This is a genomic window from Oceanibaculum indicum P24 (genome assembly GCF_000299935.1).
Classification (GTDB): domain Bacteria; phylum Pseudomonadota; class Alphaproteobacteria; order Oceanibaculales; family Oceanibaculaceae; genus Oceanibaculum; species Oceanibaculum indicum.
Genome location: NZ_AMRL01000002.1, coordinates 92,776 through 111,459, shown reverse-complemented (window position 1 = coordinate 111,459; position 18,684 = coordinate 92,776). Strand labels below are relative to the sequence as shown.

At 66.1% G+C, this 18,684-nt stretch carries 19 protein-coding genes; all 19 read left to right on the top strand.

The genetic code is table 11. From position 1 onward, the window contains the following. Positions 1-128 precede the first annotated feature (128 nt). The gene (locus tag P24_RS02385) at positions 129-521 is read left to right on the top strand and encodes a MucR family transcriptional regulator (protein ID WP_008943097.1); all 393 of its coding nucleotides are present in this window, start codon (positions 129-131) and stop codon (positions 519-521) included. 158 nt (positions 522-679) lie between these two features. Beyond that, on the top strand, positions 680-1,114 hold the full coding sequence (locus tag P24_RS02380; protein WP_008943096.1) for a Fur family transcriptional regulator: 435 nt from the start codon (positions 680-682) through the stop codon (positions 1,112-1,114). Between the two features lie 54 nt (positions 1,115-1,168). Beyond that, positions 1,169-2,101: a GNAT family N-acetyltransferase gene (locus P24_RS02375; RefSeq protein WP_008943095.1), complete on the top strand. Its 933-nt coding sequence runs from the start codon at positions 1,169-1,171 to the stop codon at positions 2,099-2,101. Between the two features lie 18 nt (positions 2,102-2,119). Further along, a complete protein-coding gene (locus P24_RS02370) occupies positions 2,120-2,953 on the top strand; it encodes a lysophospholipid acyltransferase family protein (protein WP_008943094.1) in 834 nt (277 codons plus the stop codon). Positions 2,954-3,067: 114 nt separating this feature from the next. Further along, on the top strand, positions 3,068-4,429 hold the full coding sequence (gene miaB / locus P24_RS02365) for a tRNA (N6-isopentenyl adenosine(37)-C2)-methylthiotransferase MiaB (RefSeq protein WP_008943093.1): 1,362 nt from the start codon (positions 3,068-3,070) through the stop codon (positions 4,427-4,429). 12 nt (positions 4,430-4,441) lie between these two features. Then, the gene (locus tag P24_RS02360; RefSeq protein WP_008943092.1) at positions 4,442-5,488 is read left to right on the top strand and encodes a PhoH family protein; all 1,047 of its coding nucleotides are present in this window, start codon (positions 4,442-4,444) and stop codon (positions 5,486-5,488) included. Next, the gene (gene ybeY, locus P24_RS02355; RefSeq protein WP_008943091.1) at positions 5,485-6,015 is read left to right on the top strand and encodes an rRNA maturation RNase YbeY; all 531 of its coding nucleotides are present in this window, start codon (positions 5,485-5,487) and stop codon (positions 6,013-6,015) included. The genes P24_RS02360 and ybeY overlap by 4 nt, the downstream gene beginning before the upstream one ends. Before the next feature lie 129 nt (positions 6,016-6,144). After that, positions 6,145-6,963, top strand: a complete 819-nt coding sequence (locus tag P24_RS02350) for a hemolysin family protein (RefSeq protein ID WP_237740153.1) — start codon at positions 6,145-6,147, stop codon at positions 6,961-6,963. Beyond that, positions 6,960-8,546, top strand: a complete 1,587-nt coding sequence (gene lnt, locus P24_RS02345; protein ID WP_008943089.1) for an apolipoprotein N-acyltransferase — start codon at positions 6,960-6,962, stop codon at positions 8,544-8,546. Before P24_RS02350 ends, lnt begins: the two co-directional genes overlap by 4 nt. A 103-nt stretch (positions 8,547-8,649) precedes the next feature. After that, positions 8,650-9,111 carry a helix-turn-helix domain-containing protein gene (locus P24_RS02340; protein WP_040706271.1) on the top strand — a complete coding sequence of 154 codons (462 nt, stop codon included), beginning with the start codon at positions 8,650-8,652 and terminating at the stop codon, positions 9,109-9,111. Between the two features lie 226 nt (positions 9,112-9,337). Continuing rightward, positions 9,338-10,498 carry a methionine adenosyltransferase gene (metK, locus tag P24_RS02335; RefSeq protein ID WP_008943087.1) on the top strand — a complete coding sequence of 387 codons (1,161 nt, stop codon included), beginning with the start codon at positions 9,338-9,340 and terminating at the stop codon, positions 10,496-10,498. Between the two features lie 14 nt (positions 10,499-10,512). Continuing rightward, positions 10,513-11,235 (top strand): tRNA (guanine(46)-N(7))-methyltransferase TrmB, encoded by a 723-nt coding sequence (gene trmB, locus P24_RS02330; RefSeq protein ID WP_040706269.1) that lies wholly within the window; start codon positions 10,513-10,515, stop codon positions 11,233-11,235. Between the two features lie 150 nt (positions 11,236-11,385). After that, a complete protein-coding gene (rimP, locus tag P24_RS02325) occupies positions 11,386-11,892 on the top strand; it encodes a ribosome maturation factor RimP (RefSeq protein ID WP_008943085.1) in 507 nt (168 codons plus the stop codon). Between the two features lie 35 nt (positions 11,893-11,927). Next, complete coding sequence (nusA, locus tag P24_RS02320; RefSeq protein ID WP_008943084.1) at positions 11,928-13,454, top strand: transcription termination factor NusA; 1,527 nt, start codon at positions 11,928-11,930, stop codon at positions 13,452-13,454. Next, a complete protein-coding gene (locus P24_RS02315; protein WP_322095722.1) occupies positions 13,451-14,161 on the top strand; it encodes an RNA-binding protein in 711 nt (236 codons plus the stop codon). Before nusA ends, P24_RS02315 begins: the two co-directional genes overlap by 4 nt. Then, positions 14,158-16,830, top strand: coding sequence for a translation initiation factor IF-2 (infB, locus tag P24_RS02310; RefSeq protein ID WP_008943082.1), 2,673 nt, complete (start codon positions 14,158-14,160; stop codon positions 16,828-16,830). Before P24_RS02315 ends, infB begins: the two co-directional genes overlap by 4 nt. Before the next feature lie 27 nt (positions 16,831-16,857). Then, the gene (gene rbfA, locus P24_RS02305; RefSeq protein ID WP_237740152.1) at positions 16,858-17,346 is read left to right on the top strand and encodes a 30S ribosome-binding factor RbfA; all 489 of its coding nucleotides are present in this window, start codon (positions 16,858-16,860) and stop codon (positions 17,344-17,346) included. After that, positions 17,336-18,262, top strand: coding sequence for a tRNA pseudouridine(55) synthase TruB (truB, locus tag P24_RS02300; RefSeq protein ID WP_008943080.1), 927 nt, complete (start codon positions 17,336-17,338; stop codon positions 18,260-18,262). The genes rbfA and truB overlap by 11 nt, the downstream gene beginning before the upstream one ends. A gap of 16 nt (positions 18,263-18,278) precedes the next feature. Further along, positions 18,279-18,548, top strand: a complete 270-nt coding sequence (gene rpsO, locus P24_RS02295) for a 30S ribosomal protein S15 (protein ID WP_008943079.1) — start codon at positions 18,279-18,281, stop codon at positions 18,546-18,548. Positions 18,549-18,684 lie beyond the last annotated feature (136 nt).

The window sequence follows — 18,684 nt, the reverse complement described above, 5'->3', positions numbered from 1 at the left end:
GAAAATTTCATCGTGTCGAAGACGTAAGTATTGAATTCCAACAGGACACACTCTAGTTTTAGGGCGGTCTTTAATTCGGAGTTGTTTTTATGTCGATTCAAATGACGGACGTTGTCGAAAGGGACGAAATGCTTCGCCTTACGGTCGAAATCGTCTCTGCCTACGTCTCGAATAACACTATTGCGATGCATGACGTGCCGCAGCTGATCGAGCAGGTGCACGGCAAGCTCGGCAATCTGGGCGAAGCTGCTCCGGCGCCGCAGGAAAAGCTGCAGCCGGCCGTTCCGGTGAAGAAGTCGGTGACTCCGGACTTCATCATCTGCCTGGAGGACGGCAAGAAGCTGAAGATGCTGAAGCGGCACCTGAAGACGGCCTACGACATGACGCCCGAGGAATATCGCGAGAAGTGGGGCCTGCCGGCCAGCTACCCGATGGTGGCGCCGAACTATGCCAAGCAGCGCAGCAAGTTGGCCCGGGCCATTGGCCTTGGCACGCGTGCCCGCCGGGACGCGGCGGAATAAGGCCACTCCGGCCCGCTTTCCGGCCGCCCGCCACAAGGCTGGCGACCCTGTCTGGAGAGGAGCGGCCTCAATCTGTCAGGCGACGTCGCGAACCGCTTTGGTTTGCGGCGTCGTTTTGGTTATAGTCGGGACAGATAAAATTGGAGGCAATCGCACCGATGGAACCGTCTCGCCTTGAGCGCCTGTGCCTGGAAAAGGGCCTGAAGATGACCGAGCAGCGCCGGGTCATCGCCCAGGTGCTGTCCAATTCGACCGATCACCCCGATGTCGAGCTGGTGTATCAGCGCGCCACGGCGATTGATCCGCGTATCTCCATCGCCACCGTCTATCGGACCGTCCGGTTGCTTGAAGAAGCGAATATCCTGGAACGGCACGATTTCGGCGATGGCCGCGCGCGCTATGAAGAAGCACCGGAAGAACATCACGATCATCTGATCGATATCGAGACCCGGAAAGTGATCGAATTCCAGAATGAGGAAATCGAGAAGCTGCAGGAGCTGATTGCCGAGAAGCTTGGCTATCGGCTGGTGGGCCATCGGCTGGAACTCTATGGCGTGCCGTTGAATTCCACGCGCCGGCGCCCGATGAAGTAAGACGTCTTAGGCAAGCAGTTAAGACGGCTGGCATAATTACAGGAACGGCTTTTCATGTCGCACCCAGCGCACCCGCCCCAATCCGTTGCGGCGGCCGCGGACTCTCCCGACGCGGACCAACCGGCCGGGGGTGCCGCCTTTTCGCGCGGCCGGCCAACCCGCATCGCCAGCGCCGGTGGCGATGGACCGGCCGATCTTGGTGATCTGCGCTCGGGCACGCTGGAGGTCCGGCTTGCCCGTAGCGTGGCGGATGTCGAGGCGGCGCAGGCGCTGCGCTACCGGGTGTTCTATGACGAGATGAACGCGAAGCCGTCGCCGGAGATGGCGGCGGCACGGCGCGACTTCGACAGTTTCGACGATGTCGCCGATCATCTGATGGTCATCGACCATGCGCTGGGCGAGGGGCCGGAATCGGTGGTCGGCACCTACCGGCTGATCCGGCGCGAGGCGGCGGCAAAGCATGGCGGCTTCTACACGGCGGACGAATACGATATCGCCAGGATTGTCGCCTTCGACGGGCCGATCCTGGAGCTGGGCCGCTCCTGCACAGACGCCCGCTACCGCAACCGCCCGACCATGCAGCTGCTGTGGAAGGGTATCGCCGCCTATGTCTTCCATCACGGCATCGAGCTGATGTTCGGCTGCGCCAGCCTGCCCGGCAATGATGTGGATCAGCTGGCCCCGGCGCTGTCCTACCTCTATCACAATCATCTGGCCCCGGAGGAGCTGCGGCCGCGCGCCCTGCCGGAGCGGTTCACCGACATGAACCGCCTGCCGCCCGATGGCTATGATGCCAAGCGCGTGCTGGCCGGGCTGCCGCCGCTCATCAAGGGCTATCTCCGGCTCGGCGGTTTCGTCGGTGACGGGGCGGTGATCGACCCGCAATTCAACACCACCGATGTGTGCGTCATCGTAAAGACCGGTCAGGTGACGGAAAGCTATTACCGCCATTATGCCCGCTCGACGCAGGATGCGTGGGGTGAATAGGCGACGGAAGGTGCGGTGATGGGCAATCCCCTGCTTTCCTTCGTGCGGCTGCTGGCCTATCTGGCATTCACCCTGCCGCTGATGCCGGTGCAGGCGCTGGCGGTGGCGTTGCGCCTCGATCTCGCGCGCACCCTGCCGGTCTTCTATCACCGCAAATGCCTGGCGATCATGGGCTTCCGGCTGGAGGTGGAGGGCGAGCGGCTGACGCGTCCGCCGGTGCTCTATGTCTGCAACCACGCCTCCTATCTCGACATCACCGTGCTGGGGTCGCTGATTCCCGGCAGTTTCGTCGCCAAGTCGGAGGTGAAGACCTGGCCGTTCTTCGGCTGGCTGGCGCAGCTGCAGCGCACCGTCTTCGTGGTGCGGCGGGGCAATCATGCCGGCCGTCAGCGAGACAGCATCACCGAACGGCTGAACAAGGGCGGCAATCTGGTGCTGTTCCCGGAAGGCACCAGCAATGACGGCAACCGCGTGCTGCCCTTCAAGAGCGCGCTGTTCGCCGCCGCCGAGACCCGCATCGGGGGCGAGAGGGTGCAGGTGCAGCCGGTTTCCATCGCCTATACGCGGCTGAACGGCATTCCCATTGGCCGGGCGTTCCGGCCGTTCTTCGCCTGGTATGGCGACATGGCGCTGGCCGGGCATCTCTGGCGGGTGCTGGGCCTGGGCATCGTCACGGTCAGCGTGCGGTTTCACCCGCCGGTGACGCTGGACGATTTCCCTGACCGCAAGGCGATGGCCACCTATTGCGGGCAGCAGGTGCTGCTGGGCGTGGCGGCGGCCAATGCCGGGCGCGAGATGCCGGCCCTGCCGCTTCCGGGAGCAGCGCCGGCAGAAGCGACGGAAGCGGCTTGAGGATTCGCACTGGTTTTGTACTGGTTTTCCGGGGCGTGGACGCCTAGATAAGGGCCTTCGAAGATAAAGCCCTGTCGGTAGGCCGGCAGGGAGCGCAGGAGTTGGGACAGAGCGTTGGCGAAGAAGCTTTTCATCCGCACCTATGGCTGCCAGATGAACGTCTATGATTCCGCCCGCATGGCGGATGTCCTGGCGCCGCTGGGCTATGCCCCGGCGGAGGCGCCGGACGGCGCCGACATGGTCATCATCAACACCTGCCATATCCGCGAGAAGGCCTCGGAAAAGACCTTCCATGAGCTGGGTCGCCTGCGCCAGCTGAAGGAACAGAAGGCCGCCGAGGGCGGGCGCATGGTGCTGGCCGTCGCCGGCTGCGTCGCCCAGGCGGAAGGGGCGGAGATCATGTCGCGCGCGCCCTATGTCGATATGGTGTTCGGGCCGCAGGCCTATCATCGGCTGCCGGAGATGGTGGCGCGCGCCACCCGCGAGGCGGGAAGCGGCGTGCTGGACACGGATTTCCCGGTCGAGAGCAAGTTCGACCATTTGCCCGAGGAACAGGCCCTGCAGGGCCATTCCGCCTTCCTGACGGTGCAGGAGGGCTGCGACAAGTTCTGTACCTTCTGCGTCGTGCCCTATACGCGCGGCGCCGAATTCTCCCGCCCGGCCGGACAGATCCTGGAGGAGGCGCGCCGTCTGGTCCGTGCCGGCGCGCTGGAAATCACCCTGCTCGGCCAGAATGTGAACGCCTATCACGGCGAGGGGCCGGATGGGCGCGACTGGGGCCTCGGCCGGCTGATCCGGGCGCTGGCGGAGATCGACGGGCTGGAACGCATCCGCTACACCACCTCGCACCCGCGCGACATGGATGACGATCTGATCGCCGCGCATGGCGAGGTGCCGCAGCTCATGCCCTATCTGCACCTGCCGGTGCAGTCGGGCTCCGACCGCATCCTTGAGGCGATGAACCGCAAGCACAAGGCGGAGGCCTATCTGCGCATCGTCGAGAAGCTGCGCGCGGCGCGGCCCGACCTGGCGCTGTCCTCCGACTTCATCGTCGGTTTCCCCGGCGAGCGCGATGCCGATTTCGAGGCGACGATGCAGCTGGTGCGGGAGGTCGGCTACGCCCAGGCCTTCTCCTTCAAGTACAGCGCCCGCCCCGGCACGCCGGCGGCCCTGCTGGAGTTGCAGATTGACGAGGCGGCGAAGACCGAGCGGCTGGCCGCGCTGCAGGCGCTGCTGGCCGAACAGCAGCTTGCCTTCAACCGCTCCATGGCGGGGCGCACCCTGCCGGTGCTGGTGGAGAAGACCGGCAAGCTGCCGGGCCAGCTGATCGGCAAGAGCCCCTATCTGCAGTCGGTGGTGATCGAGGGCACACCCCGGCTGATTGGCAGCATCGTGCCGGTGGCGATCAGCGCCGGCTATCAGAACTCGCTGGCGGGGACGGTCGAGACGGCCTCGCCCGCCGCGCTGGCATCCTGACGAGGAGAGCTTTTGAGCACACCTGACCTGATCCAGCCGCCGATCCATCTTAAATTCGACGATGCGAGCCTGCTCGCCACCCTGTTCGGCGACCATGACCGCAATCTGGTGCGCCTCGAACAGAAGCTGGATGTCGCCATCACCTGGCGCGGCGATCTGGTGTCCATCGACGGCGTGATTGGCAATGCGAATGCCGCCAAGCGCGCCATCGAGGGGCTGGCAACCCGCATCGGCCGCGCCGGCAAGCGCGCCACCGTGCCGGAATTCGCCGATATCGACGCCGCCGCCAATTTCGCGCTGCGCGATCAGGACGAGCCGGATGCCGATGGCGTGATGGATTTCGCCGATGCGGCGGAGGCGCTGCCGACCTGGAAGCGCGCCATCGCCCCGCGCTCGCCCACCCAGGCGACCTATCTGGAGGCGTTGCAGCGCAACGAGATGGTTTTCGGCCTCGGGCCTGCCGGTACCGGCAAGACCTATCTGGCGGTGGCGATGGGCGTGTGGATGCTGAAGCAGCGCCGCGTCGATCGCATCATCCTGTCGCGCCCGGCGGTCGAGGCCGGCGAGCGGCTGGGCTTCCTGCCCGGCGATATGAAGGAGAAGGTCGATCCCTATCTCCGCCCGCTGTATGACGCGCTCTACGACATGATGCCGGGCGATCAGGTGGAGCGCCGTGTCGGCAGCGGCGAGATCGAGGTGGCGCCGCTGGCCTTCATGCGCGGGCGTACCTTGTCGAACGCCTTCGTCATTCTGGACGAGGCGCAGAACACCACGCCGACGCAGATGAAGATGTTCCTGACCCGGCTGGGTGAGAATTCGCGCATGGCGGTGACCGGCGACCTGACGCAGACCGACCTGCCGATGGGCGCCAAGTCCGGCCTGCGCGACGCGCTGGAAACGCTGGAGGGTGTGCCGGGCATTGGCTTCGTGCAGTTCACCCATAAGGATGTGGTGCGCCATCCGCTGGTCACCCGTATCGTTCAGGCCTATGACAAGCGCGAGCGCCCGCTGCTCTCAAACAACGGGGCAAATGGCGGTAAGCCGGAGACTTCGGCATGAGCGCAACCACGGCAGTCGAGATCGCGGTGGATATCGCCGATCCGGCCTGGCAGGCCGCTGTTCCCGGGCTGGAGGAGTTGGTGGTGCGGGCCGCCCAGGCGGCGCTGGCTTCGGCCGAAGTGCCCAACGGGCCGGCCGAGCTGGCGGTGCGGTTGACCGGCGATGCCGAGTTGCAGGCGCTGAACCTGCAGTATCGCGGCAAGGACAAGCCGACCAATGTGCTGTCCTTCACCGGTGATCCGGAAGACGCCTTCCCGGGCGAACCGGTATCGCTGGGCGACCTGGCGCTGGCCTATGAAACGGTCGCGCGCGAGGCATCGGAGCAGGGCAAGAGCCTGGCCGATCACCTGTCGCATCTGATCGTGCATGGGACACTGCATGTTTTAGGGTATGATCACGAGACCGAGGAGGAGGCTGCCGAGATGGAAGCCCTTGAGGTCCGTATCCTGAGCGGGTTCGGCATCGCCGACCCCTATTTGCCTGGTCCCGCCCTGGAGGCGGGAGCCGGGTTCTTGAAGGAGGCATAGCGCCGCGCTGCGATGAGTGAGGCATCCAGTACCCAGCCCCGTGTGGACGGGGCATCCGAAGACCCTTCGATATGGAGCCGCCTTGGCGGCCTGTTGCGGCTGAAACGCCGGCGCCCTGCCGATAGCGGCATGCGCGACACCATCGAGGGGCTGATTGAGGGCAATGGCGGCGAACAGCACGCCATCGGGCCCGACGAACAGCAGCTGATCGCCAATATCCTGGGACTCCGGGAGATCACGGCCGTCGATGTGATGGTGCCGCGCGCCGACATCGTCGCCGTGCCGGAGGATATCAGCCTCGCCGATCTGGTGAAGGAGATGACCAAGGCCGCGCATTCGCGCATGCCGGTCTATCGCGAGACGCTCGACGATGTTGTCGGCATGGTCCACATCAAGGACGTGCTGCAGTACTGGGGCGCGCAGAAGCCGGTCACGCTGAAGAACCTGCTCCGCAAGGTACTGTTCGTCTCGCCCTCCATGCGTGCCCTTGACCTGCTACTGCAGATGCGCGCGGCGCGCATCCATCTGGCGCTGGTGGTGGACGAGTTCGGCGGCATCGACGGGCTCATCACCATCGAGGATCTGGTGGAACAGATCGTCGGCGAGATCGATGACGAGCATGATGTCATCGAGGCGCCGAAGCTGATCGAACACCGCGACGCCGATGGCACGCGCTGGCTGCTGGCCGATGCGCGCGCCACGGTGGAGGAGTTCGAGGAGATCGTCGGCGAGGTGCTGGACGAGGAGGAGCGTGAGGAGACCGACACGCTGGGCGGCCTTGTCTTTATGCTGGCCGGCCGGGTGCCGGCGCGCGGCGAGGTGCTGCGCCATGACAGCGGCATCGAGTTCGAGGTAACCGACGTCGATCCGCGCCGCATCAAGCGGCTACGCATCCGCAATCTGCCGCAGACGCCGCAGGCCATGCCGGCCGACGCCAGCGGCAAATGAACCTGTCCGGCCTGCCGGCCTTTCTGGACCGGCTCGCAGCCCGCAGTGCCGCGCTCACCGGCTGGCGGCGCTACGGGCTGGCGGTGCTGCTGGGGGCTGGTGCCGCGCTGGCCCTGCCGCCCTTCCATATCTTGCCGCTGCTCTGGGTCGCCTTTCCCGTGCTGCTCTGGCAGATCGAGGGCTGCGCGACAAGGCGGCAGGCCTTCGCGCTAGGCTGGTGCTTTGGGCTTGGCTTCTTCGTCGCCGGGCTGTACTGGATCGCCAATGCACTCACCGTCGATACGGCGCGCTTCTGGTGGCTGATGCCGCTGGCCGCCGTCGGGTTGCCGGCGCTGCTGGCCTTCTTCACCGCCCTTGTGGTGCTGGCGGTGCATCTGCTGCGGTTGCGCGGCCTGGCGCTGGTACTGGGCTTCGCGCTTTTCTGGCTGATCGCGGAATATCTGCGCGGCCATATCCTGACCGGCTTCCCGTGGAACCTGCTCGGCTATGCCTGGGCGCCCTCTGGCGCCATGCTGCAACTGGCGGCGCTGACGGGAATCTACGGCCTCAGCTTCGTCACTGTGCTAGCAGCCTGCCTGCCGGCGGCGCGGTCGCGCGGTGCAATGGCGGCAGCGGTGGCGCTGCTGGTGCTGGTCTGGGGCGGCGGCGCTGTCCGGCTGGCCGGTGCGCCGGCGGCGGACGATCCGGCGATGCGGGTCGAGGGGGTGGTGCTGCGTCTGGTGCAGGCCACCATCCCGCAATATGAGAAATGGGCCGGGCTCAATCCGCGCGAGCATCTGATCCGCCATCTGGAGCTGTCGGCGCGGCCGGCGCCCGGGCCTCGCCCGACGCATGTGCTGTGGCCGGAGACGGCGGTACCCTATCTGCTGAGCGAGGATATCCAGGCGCGTGCGGTGGTCGGCCGGGTGGCGCCGGATGGCGGCGCCGTGCTGACCGGCGCGGTCCGCGTCGAGCGTCCTGCAGGAGAGCTACCGCGCTACTGGAACAGCCTGCACGCCGTCGGTCCCGGCGGCCTGATCCAGGCGACCTATGACAAGGCGCATCTGGTGCCGTTCGGCGAATATGTACCGATGCGCGATATCTTCGGCTTCCTGCCGGCGGTTGCCACCAGCCTGGATTTCCAGCGTGGTCCGGGGCCGCGCAGCATCCAGGTGCCGGGCCTGCCGCCGGTCAGCCCGCTGATCTGCTATGAGGCGATCTTCCCCGGCGCCGTCGCCGATCCGGACGATCGGCCAGGCTGGCTGCTGAATGTGACAAACGATGGCTGGTACGGCTTCAGCACCGGGCCGTTCCAGCATTTCCAGATTGCCCGGCTGCGCGCCATCGAGGAGGGGCTGCCGCTGGTGCGCGTCGCCAATACCGGCATCTCCGGCGTGGTCGATTCCTATGGGCGGGTCACCGCCCGGCTGGGGCTGGAGGAGACGGGCTTCCTCGATGTCGCCCTGCCGACCGCCCTGCCGCCCACGCCCTATGCGCGCTGGGGCGATGCGCCGCTCGCCGGCCTTGTCCTGCTGCTGGCCGGCCTGTTGGCGGTGCGGTTGCGGGTGGGCCGCAACATTAGGCTTCGGAAGACGTTCGACTAGATGATATGGTTCATGAAACAGCCATCTCCTGGTTGACGGCATACTTACGTATGGTTAATTAGTCATACATATCCTTTGCGGCAGCAAAAAAAGATCAAACAAAATGGCACTGACAGGACGGGGGCGTAAGGCCGGGGGCGCGGGCAGGACCGGGAAACCGAATCCGGTGGATGTTCATGTTGGCGGCAGGGTGCGCCTGCGGCGGACTCTGCTGGGCCTGAGCCAGGAAAAGCTCGGCGAGGCGCTCGGCCTCACCTTTCAGCAGGTGCAGAAATACGAACGTGGCGCCAACCGCATTGGCGCCAGCAGGCTCTACGATCTGAGCCGCGTGCTGGATGTGCCGGTTTCCTTCTTCTTTGATGACATGGCGACCGACTCCGGTCAGGGCGCGCGGGCGGCGGCACTGGCCGAAAGCGCCGGCCCGAGCTACGAGGCCGACCCGATGGCCAAGCGTGAAACGCTGGAACTGGTGCGCGCATACTACAAGGTCGGCAATCCGGCGGTGCGCAAGCGGCTGTTCGAGCTGGCCAAGGCGCTGGCCAGCAGCGATGGCGAAAAGAGCTGAAGTGCCGCGCGTTTCATCCGCACTGCCGCGATTTTCCACACGCTAATTTTCCTTGACCCTGCCAGGAAAGATTGCAACTAGTTGCCGCTTTCCAGCTTCCGCACGGCCTTGCTTGGCAGGATGCGCGCCGGTGTGACCACGGTGGGCGCAAGCGGAAGACGGTGGCCTCGGCAGGTACCGGGGCGACCAGGATTCAGGCGTTAAAGGTTCACAAGCGGGGGCAACGGTGGCGCGTAAGAACTATCTTTTCACCAGCGAATCGGTTTCCGAAGGGCATCCGGACAAGGTCTGCGACCGCGTGTCCGACAGCATCGTCGATCTGTTCATGGCCGGCGACCCGCAGTCCCGCGTCGCGGTGGAAACGCTTGCCACCACCAACCGCTTGGTCCTCGCCGGCGAAGTGCGCGGCCCCGTCACCCATGACGCCATGGTCGAAGCCGCCCGCGAGGCGGTGCGCGCCATTGGCTACGAGCAGGACGGCTTCAGCTGGAAGACCGTGAATATCGACTGCTATGTGCACGAGCAGTCGGCCGACATCGCCATGGGCGTGGACGCCGCGGGTAACAAGGACGAAGGTGCCGGCGACCAGGGCATCATGTTCGGCTATGCCTGCCGCGAGACCGACGTGCTGATGCCGGCGCCGATCCATTTCTCCCACGCCATCCTGAAGTCGATGGCCGATGCGCGCCATGCCGAGGCCAACAGCCCGTTCGGCCCGGACGCCAAGAGCCAGGTGACGCTACAGTATGAGAATGGCCGTCCGGTGCGCGCCACCTCGGTCGTTGTCTCGACGCAGCATGCCGGGCATCTCGACCAGAAGGAAGTGCGCGAGCTGGTGCGCCCGCATGTGCTGAAGGTGCTGCCCGAGGGCTGGATGTGCCCGGAGGACGAGTTCTACGTAAACCCGACCGGCCGTTTCGTCATCGGCGGCCCGGACGGCGATGCCGGCCTCACCGGTCGCAAGATCATCGTCGATACCTATGGCGGTGCAGCACCGCATGGTGGCGGCGCCTTCTCCGGCAAGGATCCGACGAAGGTTGACCGCTCGGCCGCCTATGCCTGCCGCTATCTGGCGAAGAATGTCGTGGCCGCCGGCCTGGCCGAGAAGTGCACCATCCAGGTGTCCTACGCCATCGGCATCTCCAAGCCGCTGTCGGTCTATGTCGAGACCCACGGCACCGGCCAGGTGGATGAGGACAAGCTGTCCGCCGTGCTGCAGGAGATGGTGAATCTCAGCCCGCGCGGCATCCGCGAGCATCTGAAGCTGAACCGCCCGATCTATGCCCGTTCTGCCGCTTATGGCCATTTCGGCCGGGCGCCGGAGGCGGATGGTGGCTTCTCGTGGGAGCGGACCGATCTGGCGGATGCGCTGAAGCGCGCTTTCTGACAGGTTTCCCCGACATGAGTTCCGAAGAGGACGGTCGCGCCCGTAAATTCTACGGGCGGCGGCGAGGCCGGCGTTTGCGCCCCTGGCGCGAGCAGCTCTTCGATGAGGCGCTGCCGAACTATGCGCTTTCCCTGCCGGCGGACGATACAGACGTACTTGATCCCGCAGCGCTGTTCGGCGCGCCGGTGGAGGCGCTGTGGATCGAGGTCGGCTTCGGCGGCGGCGAGCATCTGGCGGCCCAGGCCAAGGCCCATCCCGGAACAGTCTTCATCGGGTTCGAGCCCTTCGTGAACGGCGTGGCCAGCCTGCTGCGCTATCTGGAGGAAGGCCGGCTCGGCAATGTCCGCGTGCATGCCGACGATGCAAGGCCGGTGCTGGAACGGCTGCCGGAGGCGTCGGTTGACCGGTTCTTCCTGCTGTTCCCCGATCCCTGGCCGAAGAAGCGCCACCATTTCCGCCGCTTCATCCAGCCGGAAACGGTGGCCCTGCTGTCGCGCTTGCTGAAGGACGGGGCGGAGCTGCGCATCGCCAGCGACGATATGGGCGTGGCGCGCTGGATGCTGGCGCATGTCACCGAACATCCCGATTTCGAATGGCTGGCCCGCGGCCCGGCTGACTGGCGCGACCCGCCGGCCGACTGGGTGCAGACCCGTTATGAGGGCAAGGCGCTGGCCCAGGGCCGCCGGCCGGTCTATCTGCGCTTCCGGCGCCGCCCGCGCGGGCCGGCTGTCGGATAAATCTTGAGTGTTGAAGCGAATCGGTATATATCACCGCTCACGTTAATCAGGTTGCATGGCTGAGTTGGTTGGAAGTGGGCGCTGGCCCACTTTTTTATTTCCTGAACCCCAGTTGGCCGTGCCGCCGTTATATCGACGGATACAGGGTTTATGGAGCTGACCGACCGCATTGCCGAGATGCTGGAGCCTTCGCTGCAGGCGATGGGCTACGATCTGGTGCGGGTCCAGCTCATGGGGGGCAGCCGGGCCGTGCTGCAGATCATGGCGGACCGGCTGGACGAGGCGCCGATGACGGTCGAGGATTGCGCCGACATCAGCCGCTCGGTTTCGGCGCTTCTCGATGTCGAGGACCCGATCAAGGCCGCCTATACGCTGGAGGTCAGCTCGCCGGGCATCGACCGGCCGCTGGTCCGGGCGCGCGACTTCGAGCGCTATGCCGGCTTCGAGGCGAAGCTGGATGCGAAGGTGCCGGTCGAGGGCCGCAAGCGATTCCGCGGCAAGCTTCTGGGACTGGATTCCGATGGTGCCGTGGTGATGGATACCGATGCTGGCGAACTGCATATCGCCGTTGCCGATATCGCCAGGGCGAAACTGATTTTGACCGACGAGCTGATCGCCGCCACCCAGGCGGCGCAGGACGGCTCGAAGGTCGCATGACTGACCGCGTGACAGCCAGGTGAGACGCTGAAAAGATGGAAACCGCTGCAATTCTGCCCCGTACCGAACTTCTCCAGGTGGCCGACATCGTCGCCCGGGAGAAGAATATCGACCGCGAGGAAGTGATTCTCGCGATGGAAATGGCGATCCAGAAGGCGGGTCGCTCGAAATACGGGCATGAGCACGATATCCGCGCCCATATCGACCGGAAGAGCGGCGAGATCGCCCTCACCCGCCACCGCGAGGTGGTCGAGGAGGTGGAGAACGAGGCGACGCAGCTGACGCTCGACGCAGCGCGCGCGATCCAGCCGGCTGTCGAGGTCGGCCAGTTCATCGTCGATGAGCTGCCGCCGATCGATTTCGGCCGCATCGCCGCGCAGACCGCCAAGCAGGTCATCGTGCAGAAGGTGCGCGAGGCTGAGCGCAAGCGCCAGTACGAGGAATATAAGGACCGCGTCGGCGAGGTCGTGAACGGCCTGGTGAAGCGCGTCGAGTTCGGCAATGTGACCATCGATTTGGGCCGCGCCGAGGCGGTGCTGCGCCGCGACGAACTGCTGCCGCGCGAAAGCTTCCGGCAGGGCGACCGCGTGCGCGCCTATATCTACGATGTCCGCGAGGAGCCGCGCGGCCCGCAGATCTTCATGTCGCGCAGCCATCCGCAGTTCATGGCCAAGCTGTTCAGCCAGGAAGTGCCGGAAATCTATGACGGCATCATCGAGATCAAGGCGGTCGCCCGCGATCCGGGCAGCCGCGCCAAGATCGGCGTGATCAGCAAGGACAGTTCCATCGACCCGGTCGGCGCCTGCGTCGGCATGCGCGGCAGCCGCGTCCAGGCGGTGGTGCAGGAACTGCAGGGCGAGAAGATCGACATCATCCCCTGGTCGCCGGACCCCGCCACCTTCGTGGTGAATGCGCTGGCCCCGGCCGAAGTCGCCAAGGTGGTGCTGGACGAGGATCTGCATCGCATCGAGGTGATCGTGCCGGACGACCAGCTCAGCCTCGCCATCGGTCGCCGCGGCCAGAATGTGCGCCTGGCCTCGATGCTGACCGGCTGGGATATCGACATCCTGACCGAGAGCGAGGAATCCGAGCGCCGTCAGGATGAGGTGAAGACCCGCTCCGCGCTGTTCATGGAGGCGCTGGATGTCGATGACGTGATCGCCCATCTGCTGGTTGGCGAAGGCTTCTCCTCCATTGAAGAAGTTGCGCTGGTGCCGATCGAGGAGATCGCCGAGATCGAGGGCTTCGACGAGGATGTCGCAGCCGAGCTGCAGGCCCGCGCCCAGACCTATCTGGAGCAGCAGAACGAGCAGTTCGAGGCGCGCCGCAAGGAACTGGGCGTCACCGACGAGCTGGCGGCGCTGGAAAGCCTGACCCCGGCGATGCTGGTGAAGCTTGGCGAGGCCGGCGTGAAGACGCTGGACGATCTGGGCGATCTGGCCGGCGACGAGCTGCGCGAGCATCTGGGCTCCCTCGCCATGGGCGAGGAAGAGGCCAACGCCATCATCATGGCGGCGCGCGCGCACTGGTTCGAGGATGAAGACGCGGGGGCCAAGGACTGACCGCGCCCGCCGAACAGCTGCCCGCCGGACTGCCGGAGGACTCCGAGTCGGAACGCGAGGAGCGCAAGGCAACCAGCCGGCGCTGCATCGCCACCGGTGAGGTCCTTCCGAAGCCGCGGCTGATCCGCTTCGTCGTCGGGCCGGACAACATGCTGGTCCCCGATCTGGAGGAACGGCTTCCGGGCCGGGGCCTGTGGATCAGCGCCGACAGGGCCGCGCTTGACAGGGCGGTGGCGAAGGGGTTGTTCTCTCGTGCCGCCCGCGCGACAGTGCGCGTCCCCGAAGGTCTGGCAGACCGGGTGGAGGCGCTGCTGGCGCAGCGGCTGGTCCGGCAGGTCGGGCTGGCGCGGCGCGCCGGCAAGGCGGTCGGCGGCTACGAGAAGGTACGCAGCTGGCTGCAGAACGGCACGGCTTGCGTGTTGCTGGCCGCCATGGACGGCGCGGATGAGGGGCGCGGCAAGCTGCGCGCCCTGGCTGGCAGGCTTCCGGTTTTGGAGGTTCTGCGGGCCGATGAAATGGGCGAGGCTTTCGGGCGCGACCGGGCGGTGCATATCGCCATCGCGCGCGGCGGCCTCGCGGAGCGTATTTTGACGGAATCGGCGCGGCTGGTGGGGCTGCGGCGGTTCGAACTGGCTAAGCCTTCGCCGGGCACGACCATGGGGACGGCCCCTGGTACGGCTCAATCGGCGGGCAGGAATGGAACATGAGCGATAAAGAACGGACCGATACGGATATGACCAAGGAGACCGAGCAGGAAGGCAAGAAGGTGCTGAGCCTTTCCGGCCGCGGCCGCATGTCGCTGACCAAGACCGTCGAGGCGGGCCAGGTCCGGCAGAGCTTCTCCCATGGCCGCAGCAAGACGGTCACCGTCGAGGTGAAGCGCAAGCGCGCCATCGGCCGTTCCGACGAGGCCGAAGAGACGGCAACGCCCGAGGCGGCTCCCGCCGAGGCGCCCGCTGCCGCACCGACGCCGGCACCGAGCGAGCCTGAGGCCCCGGCTGCCGCCAAGCCGGCGGCTGCCGCGCCGCGCCAGCTGACCGAGAAGGAGCGCGCTGCCCGCATCCGCGCGCTCGCCGGTGCCAAGCGCAGCGAGGACGAACGGCCTGACGTCGAGGCCGAGCAGGCAGCGCATGCCGCGGAGCCTGAGCCTGAGGCCGAGCCCGAACCCGTCATCGTCGACCGCCGCACGGCCGAGATGGAGGAGCTGCGCCAGATCGCCGAAGCCGAGGCGAAGAAGCGTGCCGAGGAAGATGCGCGTCTGAAGGCCGAGGAAGAGGCGCGTAAGGCCGCAGAGGAAGCCGCCCGCCCCGCCGTGGCGGACGAGGACCGCACGGCTGAACGGGCCGGTGCGCGTGCCGCTGCCAAGATCGTCGAGGCGGTGCCCGCCGAGGATGATGAGGAAGGCCGCCGCCGCCGCGCAGGCGGTGGGGCCGGCAAGGCGGATGCCCGCCGTCCGGCGCCTGCCCCGCGCCGCGGCGAACAGCGTCGCCGCAGCGGCAAGCTGTCGATCAACGATGCGCTGAACGACAGCGAGCGGCAGCGGTCGCTGGCCTCGGTCCGGCGTCAGCGCGAACGCGAGAAGCAGCGCCAGATGGGCGCCAACCAGGAGCGCCACAAGGTCGTGCGAGACGTCGTCATCCCCGAGACCATCACCGTGCAGGAACTCGCCAACCGTATGGCCGAGCGTGGCACCGACGTCATCAAGGCGCTGATGCGCATGGGCGTCATGGCCACGATCAACCAGCCGATCGACGCCGATACGGCGGAGCTGGTGGTCAGCGAGTTCGGCCATAATATGCGCCGTGTCGCCGAGTCCGACGTCGAGTTCAGCATTCGCCGCGAGGCTGATGCGCCGGAAGCGACGCAGCCGCGTCCGCCGGTCGTCACCATCATGGGCCATGTCGATCACGGCAAGACCTCGCTGCTGGACGCGCTGCGCAAGACTGACGTCGCGGCCCGCGAGGCTGGCGGCATCACCCAGCATATCGGCGCCTATCAGGTGAACCTGCCTTCGGGCCAGAAAATCACCTTCCTGGATACGCCGGGCCATGAGGCCTTCACCTCGATGCGTGCCCGTGGCGCCAACGTGACCGACCTGGTCGTGCTGGTGGTCGCAGCCGATGACGGCATCATGGCGCAGACGGTCGAGGCCATCACCCATGCGAAGGCGGCGAAGGTGCCGATCATCGTGGCGGTGAACAAGATCGACAAGCCGGGCGCCAACCCGCAGCGCGTGCACCAGGAACTGCTGCAGCACGAGCTGGTGGTCGAGGATCTGGGCGGCGACGTGCTGTGCGTGAATGTGTCTGCCAAGGAAGGCACCAACCTGGACAAGCTGGAGGAGGCTATCCTCCTGCAGGCGGAAATCCTGGACCTGAAGGCCAATGCGGACCGTCAGGCCGAGGGCGCTATCGTCGAAGCCAAGGTCGAGCGTGGCCGGGGTTCCGTGGCAACCGTGCTGATCCAGCGCGGCACGCTGAAGGTTGGCGACGTGTTCGTGGCCGGCGCCGAGTGGGGCCGCGTGCGCGCCCTGCTCGACGACAAGGGCAACCAGATCGAAGAGGCCGGCCCGTCCGCGCCGGTCGAGGTTCTGGGCCTGAACGGCACGCCGCAGGCCGGCGACGAGTTCATCGTCGTGGATAACGAGAATCAGGCTCGCGACATTGCCGAATACCGTCAGGCGAAGCTGCGCCAGCAGACCGCCGCCACCTCCGGCCGCGGCACGCTGGAACAGATGTTCACCCAGCTGGCCGAGGGTGCGAAGAAGGAGCTGTCGGTCATCATCAAGTCCGACGTGCAGGGCTCGACCGAGGCCATCCGCGCCAGCCTGGAAAAGCTGGAGAATGACGAGGTCGCGGTGCGTGTGCTGCAGGCTGGTGTCGGTGCCTTCAACGAAAGCGACGTGACGCTGGCCAAGGCGTCGAACGCCCTGATGATCGGCTTCAACGTCCGTGCCAACCCGCAGGCCCGTGACCTGGCCCGCCGGGACGGTGTCGAGATGCGCTATTACTCGATCATCTACAATGTCGTGGATGACGTGAAGGCGCTGCTCAGCGGCATGCTCTCGCCGGTCGTGCGCGAGACCCATATCGGCAATGCCGAGATCCGCGAGGTCTTCAACATCACCAAGGTCGGCAAGGTCGCCGGCTGTATGGTCACCGAGGGCATGGTGAAGCGTGGCGCCAAGGTCCGCCTGCTGCGCGACAATGTGGTGATCCACGAGGGCACGCTGAAGACGCTGCGCCGCTTCAAGGACGAGGTCCGCGAAGTCAACAACGGCTACGAATGCGGCATGGCCTTCGAGAATTACGACGACATCCGCAACGGCGACGTCATCGAGTGTTTCGAGGTTGAGGAGGTGGCCCGCGCCCTTTAGGCCGGGCCGGCCTCTGGCCGGTCCCGCATGCGCGCGCGGTCCGAAATCGTCATGGTGAAGCGAAAGCCTCATAGCGGCGGGAGCCTTGCCGGTCCCAGCCAGCGCCAGTTGCGCGTTGGCGAGGAACTGCGTCATGTGCTGTCCAGCGTCCTGCTGCGCGGACATCTGCGCGATCCGGCCCTGGAGGGCGTCTCGATCACCGTGACCGAGGTGCGCATCAGCCCGGATCTGCGCAATGCCACCGCCTATGTGATGCCGCTGGGCGAACTGACCAGCGACGCGCCGCACGCGCCGGAGGTGCTGGCCGCGCTGAACCGCTCGGCCGCCTATCTGCGCGGCCAGATCGCCCGCGAGATCACGCTGCGCCATGTGCCGGCGATCCGCTTCGTCTATGATTCGGCCTTCGAATCCTCGGCGCGCATCGACACGGTACTGCTGCGCCCCGATGTGCGGCGCGACCTCGACAATCAAAGACGCGATAGCGACGAGGACGAGGATAGCGGCGATGGCGCGTAAGCGCCGTGGCGAAAAGGTCGATGGCTGGGTCGTTCTCGACAAGCCGATAGGGCTGAATTCGACCCGTGCCGTTTCCATCGTTCGCCGCCTGTTCGACGCCGCCAAGGCCGGCCATGCCGGCACACTCGATCCGCTGGCGACCGGCGTCCTGCCGATTGCGCTGGGCGAAGCCACCAAGACCGTTCCCTTCGTGATGGATGGCCGCAAGGCCTACCGCTTCACCGTGCGCTGGGGCGAGGCGCGCACCACCGACGATGGCGAGGGGGACGTGTGCGATACCAGCCCTATGCGCCCTGCTGAGGCCGATATCATCGCGGCGCTGCCGGGCTTCCTGGGCGAGGTCGAGCAGGTGCCGCCGCGCTACTCCGCGATCAAGATCGAGGGTGAGCGCGCCTATGATCTGGCGCGCGCCAATGTGGCGGTCGAGATGAAATCCCGCATCGTCACGATCACGCGGCTGGCTCTCTCGCGCATCATCGATACCGATCATGCGGAATTCGAGGTGGATTGCGGCAAGGGTACCTATGTGCGCAGCCTCGCCCGCGATCTGGCGCTGGCGCTGGGCACGGTCGGCCATGTCACGGCGCTGCGCCGCACGCGCAGCGGCCCCTTCACGCTGGACCACGCGATTTCGCTTGATTCGCTGGAGGAATCCGCGCATGGTCCCGGCCTTCAATCGCACCTGTTGCCGATCGAGACCGCGCTGGACGACATCCCGGCCCTGGCCCTGAACGGCAGTGAAGCGAGCCAGCTAAGGTCCGGTCAGGCCATCCCGATGTTCCGGGCGGCCGATATCGGCAGGCTCGGCGATCTGGACAAGGCGGACATCGTCTGCGCCATGGCTGAAGGAAAGCCGGTCGCGCTGACACGGTTCGCCGAGGGCAGGCTTCACCCGGTGCGCGTATTCAACCTCTGACTATGAGGAGTTGACGATGTCGATTACCGCCGAGCGCAAGCAGGAGCTCATCAAGGAATACGCCCAGGGCGAGGGCGACACCGGTTCGCCGGAAGTGCAGGTCGCGATCATGAGCGAGCGCATCCGCAACCTGACCGACCATCTGAACGACCACAAGAAGGACCACCATTCGCGTCGTGGCCTTCTGGTTCTGGTCGGTCAGCGCCGTCGTCTGCTGGACTATCTGAAGCGCAAGGACCAGTCGCGCTACGAGGGGCTGATCGGTCGCCTCGGCCTGCGCCGCTGATCGCCGCATCTTCGGATGTACGGAAACGCCGCCGGGAAACCGGCGGCGTTTTTCGTTGGGGGGTCGCAGCCGGGGGCTGAACGCCGCTTTCGATTGACCTTGCATGCGTTCCGTGACATAGAACGGGCGCGCAAAG

Bases quoted from the DNA above. Each gene is read 5' to 3' on its own strand.
- P24_RS02385 (WP_008943097.1), top strand. From the start codon at position 129: ATGCTTCGCCTTACGGTCGAAATCGTCTCTGCCTACGTCTCGAATAAC.
- P24_RS02380 (WP_008943096.1), top strand. From the start codon at position 680: ATGGAACCGTCTCGCCTTGAGCGCCTGTGCCTGGAAAAGGGCCTGAAG.
- P24_RS02375 (WP_008943095.1), top strand. From the start codon at position 1,169: ATGTCGCACCCAGCGCACCCGCCCCAATCCGTTGCGGCGGCCGCGGAC.
- P24_RS02370 (WP_008943094.1), top strand. From the start codon at position 2,120: ATGGGCAATCCCCTGCTTTCCTTCGTGCGGCTGCTGGCCTATCTGGCA.
- ybeY (WP_008943091.1), top strand. From the start codon at position 5,485: ATGAGCGCAACCACGGCAGTCGAGATCGCGGTGGATATCGCCGATCCG.
- P24_RS02350 (WP_237740153.1), top strand. From the start codon at position 6,145: ATGCGCGACACCATCGAGGGGCTGATTGAGGGCAATGGCGGCGAACAG.
- lnt (WP_008943089.1), top strand. From the start codon at position 6,960: ATGAACCTGTCCGGCCTGCCGGCCTTTCTGGACCGGCTCGCAGCCCGC.
- P24_RS02340 (WP_040706271.1), top strand. From the start codon at position 8,650: ATGGCACTGACAGGACGGGGGCGTAAGGCCGGGGGCGCGGGCAGGACC.
- trmB (WP_040706269.1), top strand. From the start codon at position 10,513: ATGAGTTCCGAAGAGGACGGTCGCGCCCGTAAATTCTACGGGCGGCGG.
- rimP (WP_008943085.1), top strand. From the start codon at position 11,386: ATGGAGCTGACCGACCGCATTGCCGAGATGCTGGAGCCTTCGCTGCAG.
- nusA (WP_008943084.1), top strand. From the start codon at position 11,928: ATGGAAACCGCTGCAATTCTGCCCCGTACCGAACTTCTCCAGGTGGCC.
- infB (WP_008943082.1), top strand. From the start codon at position 14,158: ATGAGCGATAAAGAACGGACCGATACGGATATGACCAAGGAGACCGAG.
- rbfA (WP_237740152.1), top strand. From the start codon at position 16,858: ATGCGCGCGCGGTCCGAAATCGTCATGGTGAAGCGAAAGCCTCATAGC.
- truB (WP_008943080.1), top strand. From the start codon at position 17,336: ATGGCGCGTAAGCGCCGTGGCGAAAAGGTCGATGGCTGGGTCGTTCTC.
- rpsO (WP_008943079.1), top strand. From the start codon at position 18,279: ATGTCGATTACCGCCGAGCGCAAGCAGGAGCTCATCAAGGAATACGCC.